At 72.9% G+C, this 14,359-nt stretch carries 17 protein-coding genes; 8 read left to right on the forward strand and 9 right to left on the reverse strand.

Annotated features, from left to right (window positions below; all coding sequences use genetic code 11):
• The 6 genes from ACI3KY_RS18615 to ACI3KY_RS18640 form a co-directional block, all read left to right on the forward strand.
• A partial coding sequence (locus tag ACI3KY_RS18615; RefSeq protein WP_404931623.1) for a rhodanese-like domain-containing protein occupies positions 1 to 299 on the forward strand: 299 nt, incomplete at its 5' end.
• Positions 296 to 1,528, forward strand: coding sequence for a gephyrin-like molybdotransferase Glp (glp, locus tag ACI3KY_RS18620; protein ID WP_404931624.1), 1,233 nt, complete (start codon positions 296 to 298; stop codon positions 1,526 to 1,528). The genes ACI3KY_RS18615 and glp, both read left to right, overlap by 4 nt.
• The gene (gene moaC / locus ACI3KY_RS18625; RefSeq protein WP_404931625.1) at positions 1,525 to 2,019 is read left to right on the forward strand and encodes a cyclic pyranopterin monophosphate synthase MoaC; all 495 of its coding nucleotides are present in this window, start codon (positions 1,525 to 1,527) and stop codon (positions 2,017 to 2,019) included. Before glp ends, moaC begins: the two co-directional genes overlap by 4 nt.
• Positions 2,019 to 2,666: a molybdenum cofactor guanylyltransferase gene (locus tag ACI3KY_RS18630; protein WP_404931626.1), complete on the forward strand. Its 648-nt coding sequence runs from the start codon at positions 2,019 to 2,021 to the stop codon at positions 2,664 to 2,666. The genes moaC and ACI3KY_RS18630 overlap by 1 nt, the downstream gene beginning before the upstream one ends.
• Positions 2,663 to 2,938, forward strand: coding sequence for a DUF6457 domain-containing protein (locus ACI3KY_RS18635; protein WP_404931627.1), 276 nt, complete (start codon positions 2,663 to 2,665; stop codon positions 2,936 to 2,938). Before ACI3KY_RS18630 ends, ACI3KY_RS18635 begins: the two co-directional genes overlap by 4 nt.
• Positions 2,938 to 3,171, forward strand: coding sequence for a MoaD/ThiS family protein (locus ACI3KY_RS18640; RefSeq protein WP_404931628.1), 234 nt, complete (start codon positions 2,938 to 2,940; stop codon positions 3,169 to 3,171). Before ACI3KY_RS18635 ends, ACI3KY_RS18640 begins: the two co-directional genes overlap by 1 nt.
• A gap of 13 nt (positions 3,172 to 3,184) precedes the next feature.
• Here the strand turns inward: ACI3KY_RS18640 and ACI3KY_RS18645 are convergent, their stop codons facing one another.
• From ACI3KY_RS18645 to ACI3KY_RS18680, 8 genes are all read right to left on the reverse strand, one after another.
• On the reverse strand, positions 3,185 to 3,634 hold the full coding sequence (locus ACI3KY_RS18645; RefSeq protein WP_404931629.1) for a GNAT family N-acetyltransferase: 450 nt from the start codon (positions 3,632 to 3,634) through the stop codon (positions 3,185 to 3,187).
• Positions 3,634 to 4,074, reverse strand: a complete 441-nt coding sequence (locus ACI3KY_RS18650) for a molybdenum cofactor biosynthesis protein MoaE (RefSeq protein WP_404931630.1) — start codon at positions 4,072 to 4,074, stop codon at positions 3,634 to 3,636. The genes ACI3KY_RS18645 and ACI3KY_RS18650 overlap by 1 nt, the downstream gene beginning before the upstream one ends.
• Positions 4,074 to 4,553 (reverse strand): molybdenum cofactor biosynthesis protein B, encoded by a 480-nt coding sequence (locus ACI3KY_RS18655; RefSeq protein WP_404931631.1) that lies wholly within the window; start codon positions 4,551 to 4,553, stop codon positions 4,074 to 4,076. The genes ACI3KY_RS18650 and ACI3KY_RS18655 overlap by 1 nt, the downstream gene beginning before the upstream one ends.
• Positions 4,554 to 4,581: 28 nt before the next feature.
• On the reverse strand, positions 4,582 to 7,149 hold the full coding sequence (locus ACI3KY_RS18660; protein WP_404931632.1) for an FdhF/YdeP family oxidoreductase: 2,568 nt from the start codon (positions 7,147 to 7,149) through the stop codon (positions 4,582 to 4,584).
• A gap of 117 nt (positions 7,150 to 7,266) precedes the next feature.
• A complete protein-coding gene (lepB, locus tag ACI3KY_RS18665; protein ID WP_404931633.1) occupies positions 7,267 to 7,824 on the reverse strand; it encodes a signal peptidase I in 558 nt (185 codons plus the stop codon).
• On the reverse strand, positions 7,821 to 8,507 hold the full coding sequence (locus tag ACI3KY_RS18670; RefSeq protein ID WP_404931634.1) for a DUF305 domain-containing protein: 687 nt from the start codon (positions 8,505 to 8,507) through the stop codon (positions 7,821 to 7,823). The genes lepB and ACI3KY_RS18670 overlap by 4 nt, the downstream gene beginning before the upstream one ends.
• 100 nt (positions 8,508 to 8,607) lie before the next feature.
• The gene (locus ACI3KY_RS18675) at positions 8,608 to 10,527 is read right to left on the reverse strand and encodes a hypothetical protein (protein ID WP_404931635.1); all 1,920 of its coding nucleotides are present in this window, start codon (positions 10,525 to 10,527) and stop codon (positions 8,608 to 8,610) included.
• Positions 10,528 to 10,544: 17 nt separating this feature from the next.
• Positions 10,545 to 11,390 carry a hypothetical protein gene (locus tag ACI3KY_RS18680; RefSeq protein ID WP_404931636.1) on the reverse strand — a complete coding sequence of 282 codons (846 nt, stop codon included), beginning with the start codon at positions 11,388 to 11,390 and terminating at the stop codon, positions 10,545 to 10,547.
• 251 nt (positions 11,391 to 11,641) lie between these two features.
• Between ACI3KY_RS18680 and ACI3KY_RS18685 the strand changes: the two genes are divergently transcribed.
• The gene (locus ACI3KY_RS18685) at positions 11,642 to 13,081 is read left to right on the forward strand and encodes an APC family permease (protein WP_404931637.1); all 1,440 of its coding nucleotides are present in this window, start codon (positions 11,642 to 11,644) and stop codon (positions 13,079 to 13,081) included.
• On the forward strand, positions 13,078 to 13,824 hold the full coding sequence (locus ACI3KY_RS18690) for an IclR family transcriptional regulator (RefSeq protein WP_404931638.1): 747 nt from the start codon (positions 13,078 to 13,080) through the stop codon (positions 13,822 to 13,824). Before ACI3KY_RS18685 ends, ACI3KY_RS18690 begins: the two co-directional genes overlap by 4 nt.
• Before the next feature lie 40 nt (positions 13,825 to 13,864).
• Here ACI3KY_RS18690 and ACI3KY_RS18695 read toward each other — a convergent pair.
• Positions 13,865 to 14,359: DUF305 domain-containing protein (locus ACI3KY_RS18695; RefSeq protein ID WP_404931639.1), on the reverse strand; the 495-nt coding region annotated here is incomplete at its 5' end.

Raw genomic sequence — 14,359 nt, forward strand, 5'->3', positions numbered from 1 at the left:
CTCCCGCCGAGGCGCTCGCCGCCCAGCGCGCGGGGGCCGTGCTGCTCGATGTGCGCGAGCCGTTCGAGACGGCGCGGGGCGTCATCCCCGGCTCGGTGCTGCTGCCGCTCGGCGACGTGCTCGCCGAGCCTCGGCGCGTGGAGGCCGCGCGCGTCGTCGTGTGCCAGGTCGGCATGCGCGCGCAGCGCGCGGCGGTGGCTCTGCGGGCCGCGGGGGTCGAGGCATCCGTCCTCGCCGGCGGCATCGACGCGTGGAACCGCGACGCTGCCGACGCGGATCGCGCGGCGGTGCGCGCGTGAGCGGGTTGCAGACCGTCGAGGAGCACCTCGCCGATGTGCTCGACGGCGTCGAGCCGCTGGAGGCGGAACGCGTCGCGCTCGCGGCCGCGCATGGCCGTACGCTGCGCGAACCGGTGCGGGCCGCGGTCGACATCCCGGTGTTCGACAACTCGGCCATGGACGGGTTCGCCGTCCGCTTCGAGGACGTGGCCGTCGCGCCGGCGACGCTCCGCGTCGTCGCCGACCTGCCCGCCGGCACCGACGCCGATCCGGCCCTCCGGCCCGGAGAGGCTGCACGCATCATGACCGGGTCGGCGGTCCCGACGGCCGCCGACGTGATCGTTCCGTTCGAAGACACGGCGGGCGGGCTCGCCGACTCCCTCGGCACGATCTCGGTGCAGCGGACTCCGCGCGCCGTGGGCGCCCACATCCGCCGGGCCGGGGAGGACGCTCGCGCCGGCGACGAGGTCCTCGCCGCCGGCGAGCTGCTCGGCCCCCTGCAGGTCGCGGCCGCGGCTGCGTCCGGCGTCGCCGAGGTCGTGGTGGCACGCCGTCCGCGTGTCGCCGTCATCTCCACGGGCAGCGAACTCGTCGAGCCGGGATCGCCGCTGCGGCGCGGTCAGATCCCCGAATCCAACAGCATCCTGCTCGCCGCCCTCGCCACCGAGGCGGGCGCCGAGGTCGTGCGCCGCGCCAGCGTTCCCGACGAGGGCGGGGCGCTCGACGCCCTGCTCGCCGAGGTGACGGCTCCCAGGTCGCCGGACCGTGCCGACGTCGTCATCTTCTCGGGCGGCGTCAGCGCGGGAGCCTACGAAGTGGTCAAGACCACGCTCGCCGAGACCATGGCCTTCTCGAAGGTCGCCATGCAGCCCGGCAAGCCGCAGGGCTTCGGCCGCCTCGGCGCCGGCACGCTGCTGTTCGGGCTGCCGGGCAACCCGGTCAGCGCCGCGGTCTCGTTCGAGGTGTTCGTGCGGCCGGCGCTCCTGCGCCTGCAGGGGCGCAGGACCCTCGACCGCCCCGTCATCGCGCTGCGGGCGGGAGCCGGGTGGCACACCCCGCCGGCACGGCGCCAGTACCTGCCCGTCACCATCGACCGCTCCGATCCGGCCGCCTGGCGGGCCTTCCCCGCGACGAGCGGCGGATCCCACCTCGCCGGAGGACTCGGCCGGGCCGAGGCGTATGCCGTCGTGCCCGCCGAGGTCGATGCGGTGGCGGCGGGCGATGTCGTCGATGTCATGCTGATCTCATGAGCACGCCCGAACCGCCGACCTTCACGCACCTCGACGATGCCGGCAACGCGCGCATGGTCGATGTCACGCTCAAGCAGCCGACGGTGCGTTCGGCGACCGCCCGCGCCTTCGTGCGCTGCGCGCCGCACGTCGTCGCCGCGCTGCGCGACGGATCGGTGCCGAAGGGCGATGTGCTCGCCGTCGCCCGCATCGCCGGCATCCAGGCCGCCAAGCGCACCCCAGAACTGCTGCCGCTCGCCCACGTCATCGGCGTGCACGGCGCTGCGGTCGACCTCGCGGTCGAAGACGAGGGCGTCCAGATCGAGGCGACGGTGCGCACCGCCGACCGCACGGGCGTCGAGATGGAGGCGCTGACCGCGGTCTCGGTGGCCGGACTCGCCGTCGTCGACATGGTGAAGGGGCTCGACAAGGGCACCTCCATCGAGAACGTGCGCATCGTGACGAAGACCGGCGGCAAGAGCGGCGACTGGCACCGCCCGGGCGAGAGCTGATGCCCGGCCGGCGACCCGAAGTCTCCGCCGGCCTGGGCGCGATCCTGCTCGCCGGCGGCCGAGGCACGCGCGTGGACGGCGCCGTCAAGCCGCTGTTCGAGGTCGGCGGGCGCACACTGCTCGCGGCGGCCGTGACGGCGGCGACGGATGCCGGAGCCCGGCCCCTCACCGTGGTCGCGCCGGTGCTCGATGAGAGCCTCGCCGTCGAATGGGTGCGCGAGGATCCGCCCTTCGGCGGCCCGGTCGCCGGCGTGGTCGCGGCGCTCTCATCCTGGCCGGCGGGCGACGACCCGGAGTGGACGCTCATGCTGGCCTGCGACCTTCCCGGCGTCGATGCCGCAGTCCGCCGGCTGCTGGCTGATCTCCCCCTGCTCCCCGCCGACACCGAGGGCCTGTGCCTCGGCGACGCCTCGAGCCGACCTCAGTGGCTGACGGGCGTGTACCGCACGCGGGCGCTGCGGCAGGCGGCATCCGTTCTCCCCGGCCGAGGACGTGACCAACCCGTGCGCACACTCGTCGCGGAGTTGGCGATCGCGGTCGTCGCGGCGCCCGACGACCTCACCCGCGATGTCGACACGTGGGAGGATCTGAACGAAGCCCGCGCGCGGGCCGACCACGCGCACCCCAGCCTGGAGGAGTCGCCATGAGCGAGCAGTCCCGCACCCTTCCCCCCGAGGCCCTCGACGCCTGGGCCGCCGCGCTGCGCGAGCGGTTCGATCTCGCGCCCGAAGACGTGCCGGTGTCGCTGGTCCTCGACCTCGCACGCGACGTCGCGGCCGGTGTGGCGCGCCCGGCGGCGCCGTTCAGCGCGTTCGTGGCCGGGCTCGTCGCGGGTCGCAACGGCGGCTCCCCGGCCGACATCGAGTCCGCCGTGGCGGCGATCACCGCGCTCGCCGGCGACTGGGAGCACGAGGCCTGATGGCCGTCGTCCGCTATTTCGCGGCCGCACAGGAGGCGACGGGGCTCGACACCGAGCGCCGCGCGGAGGCGACGCTGGGCGAACTGCGCCGCGCGGTGTCGGAGGAGTTTCCGGGCCTGAGCGGGATCCTGCCGCGGTGCGCGGTCCTCGTCGGAGGCTCGCGGGTCGACGACGACACGCCGCTCGGCGCGGACGATCTCGTCGACGTGCTGCCCCCCTTCGCGGGCGGCTGATCGACACGGCTGCTCAGGGCAGACGACGGGACCAGGCGGTTTCGCGCTCGAGCTGTCCCGTCTGCACGAACAGGCGCACCTGTTCGGTGTCATGAAGGGCGGCGGCGAGCGCCGTCCGATCCGCGGGCTCGAAACCCAGGCTCTGCCAGAACGGCCCCGACCGGCGGCTGAACAGCCATGCGCGGGCGACCCCCTCGGCCGCGGCGTGGTCCAGCGCCGCTCGTGCAAGCGCCGTGCCCTGGCGCGAGCGGCGCGCGTCGGGGTGCACGGCGACGCTGCGGATGAGCGCGTGCTCCCCGCTCCGCTCGAACCCGGTGCTGCCTACGATCCGTCCGGTGTCGTCACGCACGATCCACAGGCGGACCCCGGGAGCGTCCAGGCCCGCGAGCGTGAGATCTGCCAGGCGCAGGAAGGCCACCAACTCCGTCAGGTCGGAGGCGGTGGCGCGAACCAGTTGCGGCATCAGCCGCCGAGCCCGAGCCAGGTGGCGCTGCCGTCGGATTCGACCTGGCGCTTCCACACCGGCAGCCCGGTCTTGATGGTCTCGATGAGGGTGCGGCACACCTCGAACGCCTCCGCCCGGTGTGCGGACGCGACGGCGATGATGACGGCGGCGTCGCCGACGCCCAGCGTGCCGACCCGGTGCGACACGGCCACCACCGCCCCGGAGGAGCCGATCGCAGCCGCGGCCAGACCGGCGAGCGCCGCTTCGGCGTCGGGATGCGCGGAGTATTCGAGGGCGACGACGGCGGTGGCGGCATCCGGATCGTGGTCGCGCACGCGACCGACGAACGTCGTCACGGCGCCCATGCGCGGGTCGTCCACCGCGCGAAGGTGGGCGTCGAGATCGAGCGGCTCGGCGCTGATGGCGGCCACCCGCACCGCGTCCGTCGACACGGCCATCAGTGGTCTCCTCCGCCGAGCTGATCGAGCACGTGCCTCGCGACCGACAGCACCACCGGCATCCCATCGGCCACGCCGCCCGGGGATCCCGGCAGGTTCACCACCAGCGCGCCGTGCGGGTCGACCACGCCGGCCACGCCGCGGGTCAGCATGCCGGCGGGCTTGGCGGCGGCACCGCGTCGCCGCAGCTCCTCCGCGATTCCCGGCACCTGTCGCGTGACCACGCGGGCCGTGCCCTCGGGCGTCTGGTCGCGCGGGGAGACACCGGTGCCACCGGTCGTCACGATGAGCTTGACGCCCGCCACGACCTCCGCGGTCAACGCACGTTCGACGCTGTCGGCCCCGTCGGCGATGACGACGGCGTTCGCGCAGTCGAACCCCGCCTCGCGCAGGGCGGCGACCGCGACAGGACCGCTCACGTCGGGGCGGCTGCCCTCGGCGGAGCGGTCGGAGACGGTGATGACGGCGGCGCGGGTCATGCCTCCAGCCTAGGGACGCGCCGGGCCCTCATGCGCGACGCTCGAGTCGCACGACCACGGACTTGGAGGTAGGCGTGCCCGAGACATCCGCCACCGAGTCCAGCGGCACGAGCACGTTCGTCTCCGGGTAGTACGCAGCCGCGTTGCCCCGGGGCGTGCGGTAGGCGACGATCCGGAACTCCTCGGCGCGGCGCTCTTGGAGCGTGCCCTCGGGCGACCGCCACTCCGACACCAGGTCGACGATGTCGTTCTCGGCGAAGCCCAGCTGCCCGATGTCCCTCGCGTTCACGAGCACGACGCGGCGTCCGCCGTGGATGCCGCGGTACCGGTCGTCCTTGCCGTAGATCGTGGTGTTGTACTGGTCGTGCGAGCGGAGCGTCTGCAGCAGCAGGCGCCCGCGCGGGATCCTCGGATACTCCAGCGGGTTGACGGTGAACTGCGCCCGGCCGTCAGCCGTCGCGAAGCGGCGCGCATCGCGCGGTCCGTTGGGCAGGTGCAGGGTGCGGCCCTTGTCGATGCGCTCCTCGTAGTCGTCGAAGCCGGGGATGACCCGCGCGATGTGGGCGCGGATGCGCGCATAGTCCGCCTCGAGCGCCGCCCAGTCCGCGTGCGGGACGTTGGCCGGATGCCGCAGCCCGGCCGGATCGGGACCGTCGGAGCGGGCCTCCTCGCGCGGTGACCGCTCGGGGTATCCGCGGTCGTGCCGCGCGGCGTCGCCGTGGGTCGCGTCCGCGCCGCGCGTCGCGTCGCCAGCGTGCGTCGCGGCATCCCGCGCAATGAGCGGAGGAGATGTGAGGAGCGGAGGAGCGGATGCCGCGAAACCATCCTCCGCTCGTGGCATCTCCTCCGCCCGTGACGAGCTTTCGGGCGAGAAGGCCTCCGCGGGCCCGAACACGAGCGCACTCAGCCGGGCGATGATGGCGACCTCGCTGAGCAGCTCCTCGGACGGCGGGGCGAGCCGGCCTCGCGAGGCGTGGACGGCTCCCATCGAGTCCTCGACGGTGACGCGCTGTTCGCGACCGCCGCGGCGGTCGCGATCGGTGCGGCCCAGCGTCGGCAGGATCAGGGCGCGGCGCCCCGTGACGACGTGCGAGCGGTTGAGCTTCGTCGACACGTGCACGGTGAGCCCGACGCGCGACATGCCGGCCTCGACGACCGCCGTGTCGGGGGTGGCCGAGACGAAGTTGCCGCCCATGCTCATGAAGAACCGCACGCGCCCGTCGCGCATGGCGCGGATTGCGCCCACCGTGTCGAAGCCGTGCTCGCGGGGCGCGGCGAAGCCGAACTCCGTGTCGAGGGCGTCGAGGAACGCCGCCGACGGCTTCTCGTAGATGCCCACGGTGCGATCGCCCTGCACGTTGGAGTGCCCGCGCACCGGGCAGACGCCGGCGCCCGGACGTCCGATGTTGCCCTGCAGCAGCAGCACGTTCACCACGTCGCGCAGCGTCGGCACCGAGTGCTTGTGCTGGGTGAGTCCCATCGCCCAGCAGACGATCGTCGCCTGGGACGTGCGCACGGTCTCGGCGACCCGCCGCAACGACTTCTCGGGAAGCCCCGTGGCGGTGACGAGGTCGCGCCACGAGGCATCCGCCATCGCTTGACGGTAGGCCTCGAAGCCGCTGGTGTGCGCGGCGAGAAACTCGTGGTCGAGGACACCGCCGTCGGTCTCCTCGGCTTCGAGCAGGTGCTTGCCGATCGCCTGGAACAGCGCCTGATCGCCGCCGAGGCGGATCTGCAGGAACTGGTCGGCGAGCTTCGTGCCGCCGAACGCGACGCCCCGCACCGTCTGGGGGTTCTCGAAGCGCATGAGCCCCGCCTCGGGCAGCGGGTTCACCGCGATGATCGTCGCACCGCGCTGCTTCGCCTTCTCGAGCGCGGAGAGCATGCGGGGGTGGTTGGTCCCCGGGTTCTGCCCGGCGACGATGAGCAGGTCGGCCTCGTGGATGTCGTCGATCGAGACGGTGCCCTTGCCGATCCCGATCGTCTCGGTCAGCGCCGAGCCGGACGACTCGTGGCACATGTTGGAGCAGTCGGGGAGGTTGTTCGTGCCGAGTCCGCGCACGAGCAGCTGGTACAGGAACGCGGCTTCGTTCGAGGTGCGGCCCGACGTGTAGAAGACGGCCTCGTCGGGGTCGTCGAGGGACCGCAACTCGTCGGCGACCAGTGCCAGCGCGTCGTCCCACGAGATGGGCCGATAGTGCGTGTCGCCCTCCTCGAGCACCATCGGGTGGGTGAGCCGCCCCTGCTGGCCGAGCCACCAGTCGTCATGGCCGCGCAGCTCGTCCAGCGAGTGCGCGGCGAAGAAGTCCGCGCCCACCCGTCGCAGCGTCGCCTCTTCGGCGACGGCCTTGGCGCCGTTCTCGCAGAACTCGGCGATGTGCCGCTTGTCCTCCTCGGGCCACGCACAGCCGGGGCAGTCGAAGCCGTCCTTCTGGTTGACGCGGAGCAGCGTCTGCACCGACCGTGCCACACCCATCTGGTCGTTCGCGATCTGCAGCGCATGCAGCACCGCGGGCACGCCCACAGCCACCTTCTTGGGGCCGGTGGCGCGCACACGCGTCTCGTCGATGTCCGCTTTCGGGGGCTTCGTCGCCATGTCTCCAGGCTAAGCCTCGCGCAGGCATCGAGGGCGCCGCACGACACATGAGCGGTACCGCTTTCGAGGGACGGATGCCGCGGCCCCGGGGCATCCCGTCCCTCCGCGTGGTGCGCGCTAGCCGCCCCACCAGGCGCGCGCCGTGCCGCGCAGGTCGTCGCGGATGACGGCGCCATGCCCGGGCGCCGAGACCGATGCACGGGAGTCGGCCGACGCGGCCCGGTTGTCGCCCATCACCCAGACGGCACCGTCGGGCACGGTGACGCGGAACGGGATGTCGCCGCCGGGCCGTACCGCGCCGGCGTAGGCCTCCTCGACCGGAGCGCCGTTGAGGAGGAGACGGCCGGTCCCTGCCTCGCAGCACACCACGACGTCGCCCGCCACGCCCACGACGCGCTTCACGAGGAGCGCGTCCGGTGTGCCCGACCATCCTTCCCGGTCGACGAGCAGCACGACGTCCCCGCGCGCCGGGATGCTCCACCGGTCGAACAGCACGGTGTCGCCGCTGTGCAGCGTCGGGTTCATGGAGTCGTTGCGCACGGTCGCGACGCCGAAGGCCGCGGCGAGCGCGAGCGCGGCGCCGGTGGGAATCAGCAGGGCGGCGAGCCCGACGAGCGCCCGTCGCCGGCTGCCGAGCGAGCGGCGGACCACCGCCGAGCCGGCGACGACCGTCACGGCGCCTCGGCGAGCAGCGCCGTCATCGCCGCGATCTCACGCTGCTGCTCGACGAGCACGTGCTTGCCGGACGACCGCACATACGCGTTGGTCCCCTCACGCACCGCGCTCTCGGCCATCTCGAGCGCGCCCTCGTGATGGGCGATCATCAGGTCGAGGAACATCCGGTCGGCGGCGCCGGCCTCGGCGGCGTCGAGCGCGGCGAGCTGCTCGGCGCTCGCCATGCCCTTCATCTCGGTATGCGGGTGGTCGCCGCATCCGGTCGGCACGGCTCCGGCTGCGGGCTGCGCCCCGCCGTGGCCCTCGTGCCCCGCGCTCGGACCGCCGGCGGGTATCGCACCGCGCCAGGCGTTCTGCCAGGCCCGCATCGTCTCGATCTCGGCGGTCTGGTCGGCGACGATGAACTCGGCGAGCGCACGCGTGCGGTCGCGGACGCCGGTGGCGCCCAGCACCAGGCTGCTGAGCTCGAGCGCCTGTTCGTGGTGCGGGATCATGCCCTCGATGTAGCAGTGGTCCTCGACGGTCGGGTAGGCGGCGGTGGCGGCATCCGTCCGTGCACCCGCGGCGGCGGCCTGCGGAGCCGACTCGGCACCCGTCATCAGGCTGAGCCCCACGGCCCCGGCCGCCACCGTCGCGGTCGACAGGGCCAGCACGACGCCGAACGCGGCGATACGACTGCGCATGAGGAGGACCTTTCAGCTCGGGATGCCGCGGGCCGAGAGCCTCCGCGGCGGAGAGGGTTCCGCGGGGCGACGCGATGGACGCGCCGCCCCGCGGGCGGGATCAGGCCGCGGCCTGCCCCTTGTGCGCCTGCTGGCGGCGCAGGTGCCACGACGTGGCCGCGAGTCCGGCTCCTGCCACCAGGAGCAGGAGGCCCGACAGCGCCCAGTTGTTCGCGTCGGTGCCGGTCGTGGCGAGTGCGCCGAAGATCGCGGCCGGCGACGCGGACGCCACCGTGAACGATCCCTGCGCGACGGCCGAGGAGGTCTGCCCGGTCAGCACCAGCGAGTGCTCGCCGGCAGGGGTGCCGGACGGGACGACGAACTGGGCCGTCACGACGCCCTCGCTGTCGGCCACGAACGTGCCGACGTCGACGGGGTCGGAGTGCAGCACGGCGCTCACGGTCTCACCGGGGGTGAAGCCGCTGGCGGTCGCGGTCTGCGCGGCGCCGGGGGCGACCTCGGCGTTGCCGAACGTCACCGGTGCGGCAGCGGGCGCCGTTGCGCCCCCATTGCCGTTGCCGTTCCCGTTGCCGTTCCCGTTCCCGTTGCCGTTCCCGTTGCCGTTGCCGTTCCCGTTCCCGTTGCCGTTCCCGGACTCGGTCGGTGTCGGCGTCGGCTCCGCGGTGGGCTCCGTCGTCGGGGTGGGCGTCGGCGACGCGGTGGGCGTCGGCGTGATGTTCGGGTTCGGCACCCCGCGCATGTCGCCGTTGACCCACTTGCGGCCTTCGGGGATGTTCGGGTTCTGCGCCGCGAAATCACGCGGGTAGAGGGTGAAGCCCTGCCAGTGGATCGGCATCGGGCTCTGGTCCTCGTCGCGGTTGATGTGGTGGAAGCCCACGTTCACCCACGCCACCGGGTCCACGAGCGTCTCGCCGTCGGCGATGTAGTCGCTGACCATCTGACCCGCCTTCGACGGGATGAGGTTGTGGCTGGCGTGGATCTCGTCCGACTTGGCCGACGTGAACGCGATGTCGTAGTCGGTCTCGGGGTTGAGGTTGTAGGCCTGGTCGCGCGGCACGATGATCTCGTACGAGCGGGCGTGCCCGTCGGCGTTGATGCTCTCGGGGTTCACGACCCGGTACGCCTCGCGGTTCGAGCCCATCGTCTTGGTCTCGTTCGTGACCTGCGTGAGCTGCGTCTCGAGGATCGCGGTGTGGCCGGTGTCGCCCGTGGTGCCGTAGTCGCCGGTGGGCGTGGTCGCGAACTTTTCGACCTGCTGGGTCGCGCCGGAGTCGAGGCCGAAGTCCACCCGCCAGAACGCCGAGTGGTAGTGGTTGACGGCGAAATCCTCCTGGCCGGGAGCGATCGGCCACCCCTTGTTGACGACGTCGACGTAGTCGTTGGGCGACAGATCGCCGGTGGCGCCGAGACGCACCGAGATCTCGCCGTCGTCGTGGAAGCGGTACTCGGTCTGGTACTCGTACCAGCCGATACGCGACACGCTGTGCAGCACGAGGTCGGTGCCCTGCGCGGCGTACAGCGCATCGTTGGTGATGTTCGAGCGGTAGGCGAGACCGGAGTCCTCCTCGCCGATGCACACGGCCGGGATCTCACCGCGGGTCGCGTCCACCCAGGCGCTGTGCACCTCGCCGACCGGGCAGTCGACCGCCGCGATGGCCTGCAGGCGACGCCCGCCCACCTGATACGTGGTCACGTCGTTGTACTCGGTGGCGCCGGTGTCGTACGGCACGTTGAGCTGGGCGAGCGCGATGGAGTCCAGCACGAGGATCGGCGCCGCGTCGTCGCGCGGCTGGTAGGCGATCTTGTCGAGGACGAGCCCGCGGTAGGTGTCCAGACGCCAGCACATCTGCCAGCTGGATCCGGATTCGAGGGTCTTCGAGACGAGGGAGTCGCCGGAGCAGGATGCCTCGGTGACGGTCTGGGCGGAGGCCGCGACCGGTGCGGACAGCACGAGACCGCCGGCCAGCAGAGCCATCGCGGTGCCCGCGCCGAGCAGCCGGCGGAGGGGGTTTCGTTTCATCGGGAGGGTCTCCAAGGTCATGAGATGGACAGGACGGCCCGCGTCGACAGGTTGACGACGTAGGTGCTGGTGGTGAGGAACGCGCCGCCGTCGACCTGAGCGAGCAGCTGCACGCACCGGTCGACGCCGCACGACTCGGCACCGAAGGATCCGGCATCCGTGACGAACGAGTGGGCGGTGAGGAGGACCTCGGCGGATGACGGGGTCAGGGCGGATCCGCCGGTGAGCGCGGCGAACTCGTCGACGACCGGCTGGGCCGCGTCGGAGTCGAGCAGCAGCTCCCAGGCGAGCGAGGTCTCGGCATCCGTCGGCGCGGGCTGTGTGCCCGAGGCGCGGTCCACGGCCTCGACCGCTCCGGTCGTCGCGTTGACGATCATGCTGACCGTCTCGTTGGTGGCGTAGTCGTAGTACAGCGAGATGAGGCGCCGCTGTCCGTCGGCGTACGCCTGCGGGTCGGCCACATCGGTCGAGAGGAACTGCAGTCCGGGCTCGCCGAACACGTCCTTGCCGGCCGCGAACGCCGCGTCCTGCGCGCCCACGAAGCGGACGTACTCGACCTCGGCGCCCGAGAGCGCGTCGTAGGCGGCAGCGATCGTCGCCGGCTTGGCGACTTCCTCGGCCTTCTCGGGCGCGTCCTCGTCCGTGCTGTCGGCGGCGATGGGGGTGGATGCCGTGGTCTCGGGCGATGAAGTCGCCTGCACCGCGGTCTGGGTGGCGAAGACCAGCGCGACGGCGGCGGCCGCGGCGGCGACCGCGGAGCCGATGCCGAGGGCGCGCGGTGTGAGCAGTCGGCCGCGGCGTGTCGGCCGCTGCCGCGAGGGGGGCGGCGAGTCCCCCTCGGGTGAGAGCTGTTGTTCGGTCACAGGATTCCTTTCGACGGCGATGACGCGGCTCGCACCCGCATCGGGGCCGATTCTTCGCCCGCGCCGTTTCGCCGTCGTACGAAGCCGCGAACGTCGGGCGAAATCCTCGTGAGACGCCGCCGGCCGATTCCGCCCGCTGCTCCCACGTCGTGTCACGCGGCCGAAACACGGGCCGCCGTTTCCCGCAACGCGGGGCGGGTAGCGTCGCGGCCAGCCGCACCGCGGCGAGCGCCGGTACCGGAGGAGGACGCGTGAGCACTGCACTCGCGGACGCGATCGAGCAGGCGCGGCCGAGGAACGACCTCGGATCCAGCTCGCCCTTCGCGGGCCTGCGCCGTCGCCACGCCCGCACGATCGACGTCGTCGCCCAGTCCGTGGCGGCCACCGCGCCCGCCGGCGTCCTGCTGATCCACCCGGCCGCCGCCTACGCGCGCAGTGGATCCTTCGCGTTCCTCGACATCGCGATCACCCTCACGCTCGTGGTCGGTGTGGGCCTGGTGATCGGCATGTTCGCGCGCCGCATCGCGAGCACGGGCTCGCTGTACACCTTCGCGGCCCGGGGTCTCGGCTCTCACGTGGGCCTCGTCACCGGCACCGCCCTGGGCATCGGCTATCTCGCCGTCGCCATGAACACGCTGACATCGGGCTCGCAGCGGCTCGCGAACCTGCTCGGCGGCGGAACCGCTCCCCCGTGGCTCGTCGTCGTGCTCATCACCGGGTTCGGCGGCGTCATCGCGCTGGTCGTCGCCCGTGGACTGCGGATGTCGACGCGCATGCTGCTCGTCCTCGAGTCGATCGCCGTGGCGACGGTGCTGGTGCTCTCGATCGTCGCCCTCAGCCTCACCCGGTGGGATCTGGGGCTGCTCGTGCCCCGTCCCTCGGACTTCTCACTCGAGGCGATCATCACGGGGGTCGCCTTCGCCCTCATCGGCTTCGTCGGCTTCGAGAGCGGTGCGGCACTCGGCCCGGAGACCCGTCGTCCCTTCGCGGCAGTGCCGCGCGCGGTGATGGTCAGCGTGGGGGCGACGGGCCTGGTCATGCTGGTCGGGACGGCCGCGCAGCTGTCCATCGTGGCGGAGCGGCCGGGGGCGTCATCCCTCACCGCCGTGACGGGCCTGTCCGGTCTCATCGACGTGATCGTGGCGATCTCCTTCCTCGCGTGCGCGCTGGCGATGACGAATGCGGCGACGCGGCTCGGCTTCGCGATGAGCCGCGAGGGCCTGCTGCCGGTGGTCTTCGGCCGGGTCTCGGGGCGGGGCGTGCCCGCGGTCGCCGGCGTGCTGCTCACCGCGGTGGTGACGGCGGTGCCCGTCGCGATCCTCGCGCTCGGCGGTGGCCGGCAGGACATGCGGATCGTCACCTCGCCCGCATCGATCATCGGGTTCGTGCTGGCCTACGCGCTGGTGTGCGCGGCGGCGCCGGTCTTCCTCGCACGGATCGGCGAGCTCACGGTCCGCGCGGTGGCCATCAGCGCACTCCCCTTCGCCGGGCTCGTCTGCGTCCTGGGGTTCTATCTCGTCGCGACGCTGCGTGACAATCCGGGCGGCCTGCTGTGGGCAGCCGGGATCCTCGCCGTCGTCGTCGGGGCCGGCTCGCTGCGGCTGGCGCGTCACCCGCGGGTGGCGGCGCGGATCGGCGTGCACGACTGGCCCGTCGACTCGGACTGCATCGAAGGGCCGGCGCGGAGGTGAGCGGCCCGGGTCTCGCGGGCGACACCCGGCTTCCGGAGAAGGGCCTCGGCCTCGCGCTGGAGATCCTGGAGCAGGTCGCGCGCGACGACCGGGGCGCATCGGCGGCCGAGATCGCCCGTGCCGTCGGCGCCCCGCGGGCGACCGTGTACCGCGTGGTCAACTCCCTGGTCCGCGACGAGTACCTCGTGCGGCGAGCGGACTTCTCCGGCTTCCTCCTCGGCACGCGCGTGCTCGAGCTCGCCGCGATCGTCGGCGCCCGCACACGACCGGCCCACGCCGCGGTCGTGGAGCGCCTGCGCAGCGAGACCGGCGAGGCGGTGCACCTGTTCGCCTTCCACCGCTCCGGACTGCTGGTGCTCGACGAGGACGCCACGCAGCCGCTGTCGGATCCCGACGCGCTGCTCACCGACCCCACCCGGTCGGCGATCGGACACCTGTGGCTCGTCGCACATCCCGACCGCCGCCTGCCGCAGGCTCCGAACTGGCGGGTCGACGCGGCGTCCGGCGATGTCCGCGCCATCCACGAGGCATACGCGGTGCGCGGCTACACCGAGCAGGTCGCGCTGCTCAGCTCCGACCGCGGGTGCCTCGCCGTCCCCATCCACGACGATGCCGCGCGTCCCGTCGGAGCGGTGACACTGTCGACCTCCCTCTCGCGCGTCTCGATCGCGGCACGCCACGTCGGCGCGCTGCGCGAGGCGGCGCGCACGCTCGCTCCGATCGGCGCGCTCAGCGACTGGTGACCCGGGAGACGGATGCCGCGGCATCCGTCACCGCCCGCCATCAGGGCGTCTGCGCGAGGATCCCGTCGATGATGGCCGCATCGGAGGCTGCCTGCTCGAGCACCTGCTGCGCCGACTCGACGACCGCCGGATGCGGCTCGCCGTCGAGGATCAGGTTCACGAGCGCCACCATGCCGGCGTTCTGGTCGCGGAGGATCTCGGCGAACCGGCGTTCTGCGTCGGGAGGCTGGGCGTCGACGAAGCCCTGCAGCGTGCTCCACGACGGCATGCCCGGCATCTGGGCGTGGTCGGCGCCGTGACCGCCGCAGGGACCGTCGGCGGGCGGCTCGAGCGGGCGGGCGTCGACCCACGAGACGTACCACTCACGCAGATCGGCGAGCTCGTCCTCGTCCCGGGCGGCGATGCCGGTGGCGAAGCCGCTCGCCCCGGCGTCCAGCCCCTCCTTACGCAGCAGCGTCTGCGCGAGCTCCTGCTCCTTGACGCGGTAGTAGATCATCGCCTCGACATAGCAGTAGTCGTCGGCGGTCACGGCGGC

This window comes from Microbacterium sp. ZW T2_14 (genome assembly GCF_044987405.1).
Taxonomy (GTDB): Bacteria; Actinomycetota; Actinomycetes; order Actinomycetales; family Microbacteriaceae; genus Microbacterium.

Coding starts and splice junctions, on each gene's coding strand:
- moaC (WP_404931625.1), top strand. CDS start 1,525: ATGAGCACGCCCGAACCGCCGACCTTCACGCACCTCGACGATGCCGGC.
- ACI3KY_RS18630 (WP_404931626.1), top strand. CDS start 2,019: ATGCCCGGCCGGCGACCCGAAGTCTCCGCCGGCCTGGGCGCGATCCTG.
- ACI3KY_RS18635 (WP_404931627.1), top strand. CDS start 2,663: ATGAGCGAGCAGTCCCGCACCCTTCCCCCCGAGGCCCTCGACGCCTGG.
- ACI3KY_RS18640 (WP_404931628.1), top strand. CDS start 2,938: ATGGCCGTCGTCCGCTATTTCGCGGCCGCACAGGAGGCGACGGGGCTC.
- ACI3KY_RS18645 (WP_404931629.1), bottom strand. CDS start 3,634: ATGCCGCAACTGGTTCGCGCCACCGCCTCCGACCTGACGGAGTTGGTG.
- ACI3KY_RS18650 (WP_404931630.1), bottom strand. CDS start 4,074: ATGGCCGTGTCGACGGACGCGGTGCGGGTGGCCGCCATCAGCGCCGAG.
- ACI3KY_RS18655 (WP_404931631.1), bottom strand. CDS start 4,553: ATGACCCGCGCCGCCGTCATCACCGTCTCCGACCGCTCCGCCGAGGGC.
- ACI3KY_RS18660 (WP_404931632.1), bottom strand. CDS start 7,149: ATGGCGACGAAGCCCCCGAAAGCGGACATCGACGAGACGCGTGTGCGC.
- ACI3KY_RS18670 (WP_404931634.1), bottom strand. CDS start 8,507: ATGCGCAGTCGTATCGCCGCGTTCGGCGTCGTGCTGGCCCTGTCGACC.
- ACI3KY_RS18675 (WP_404931635.1), bottom strand. CDS start 10,527: ATGAAACGAAACCCCCTCCGCCGGCTGCTCGGCGCGGGCACCGCGATG.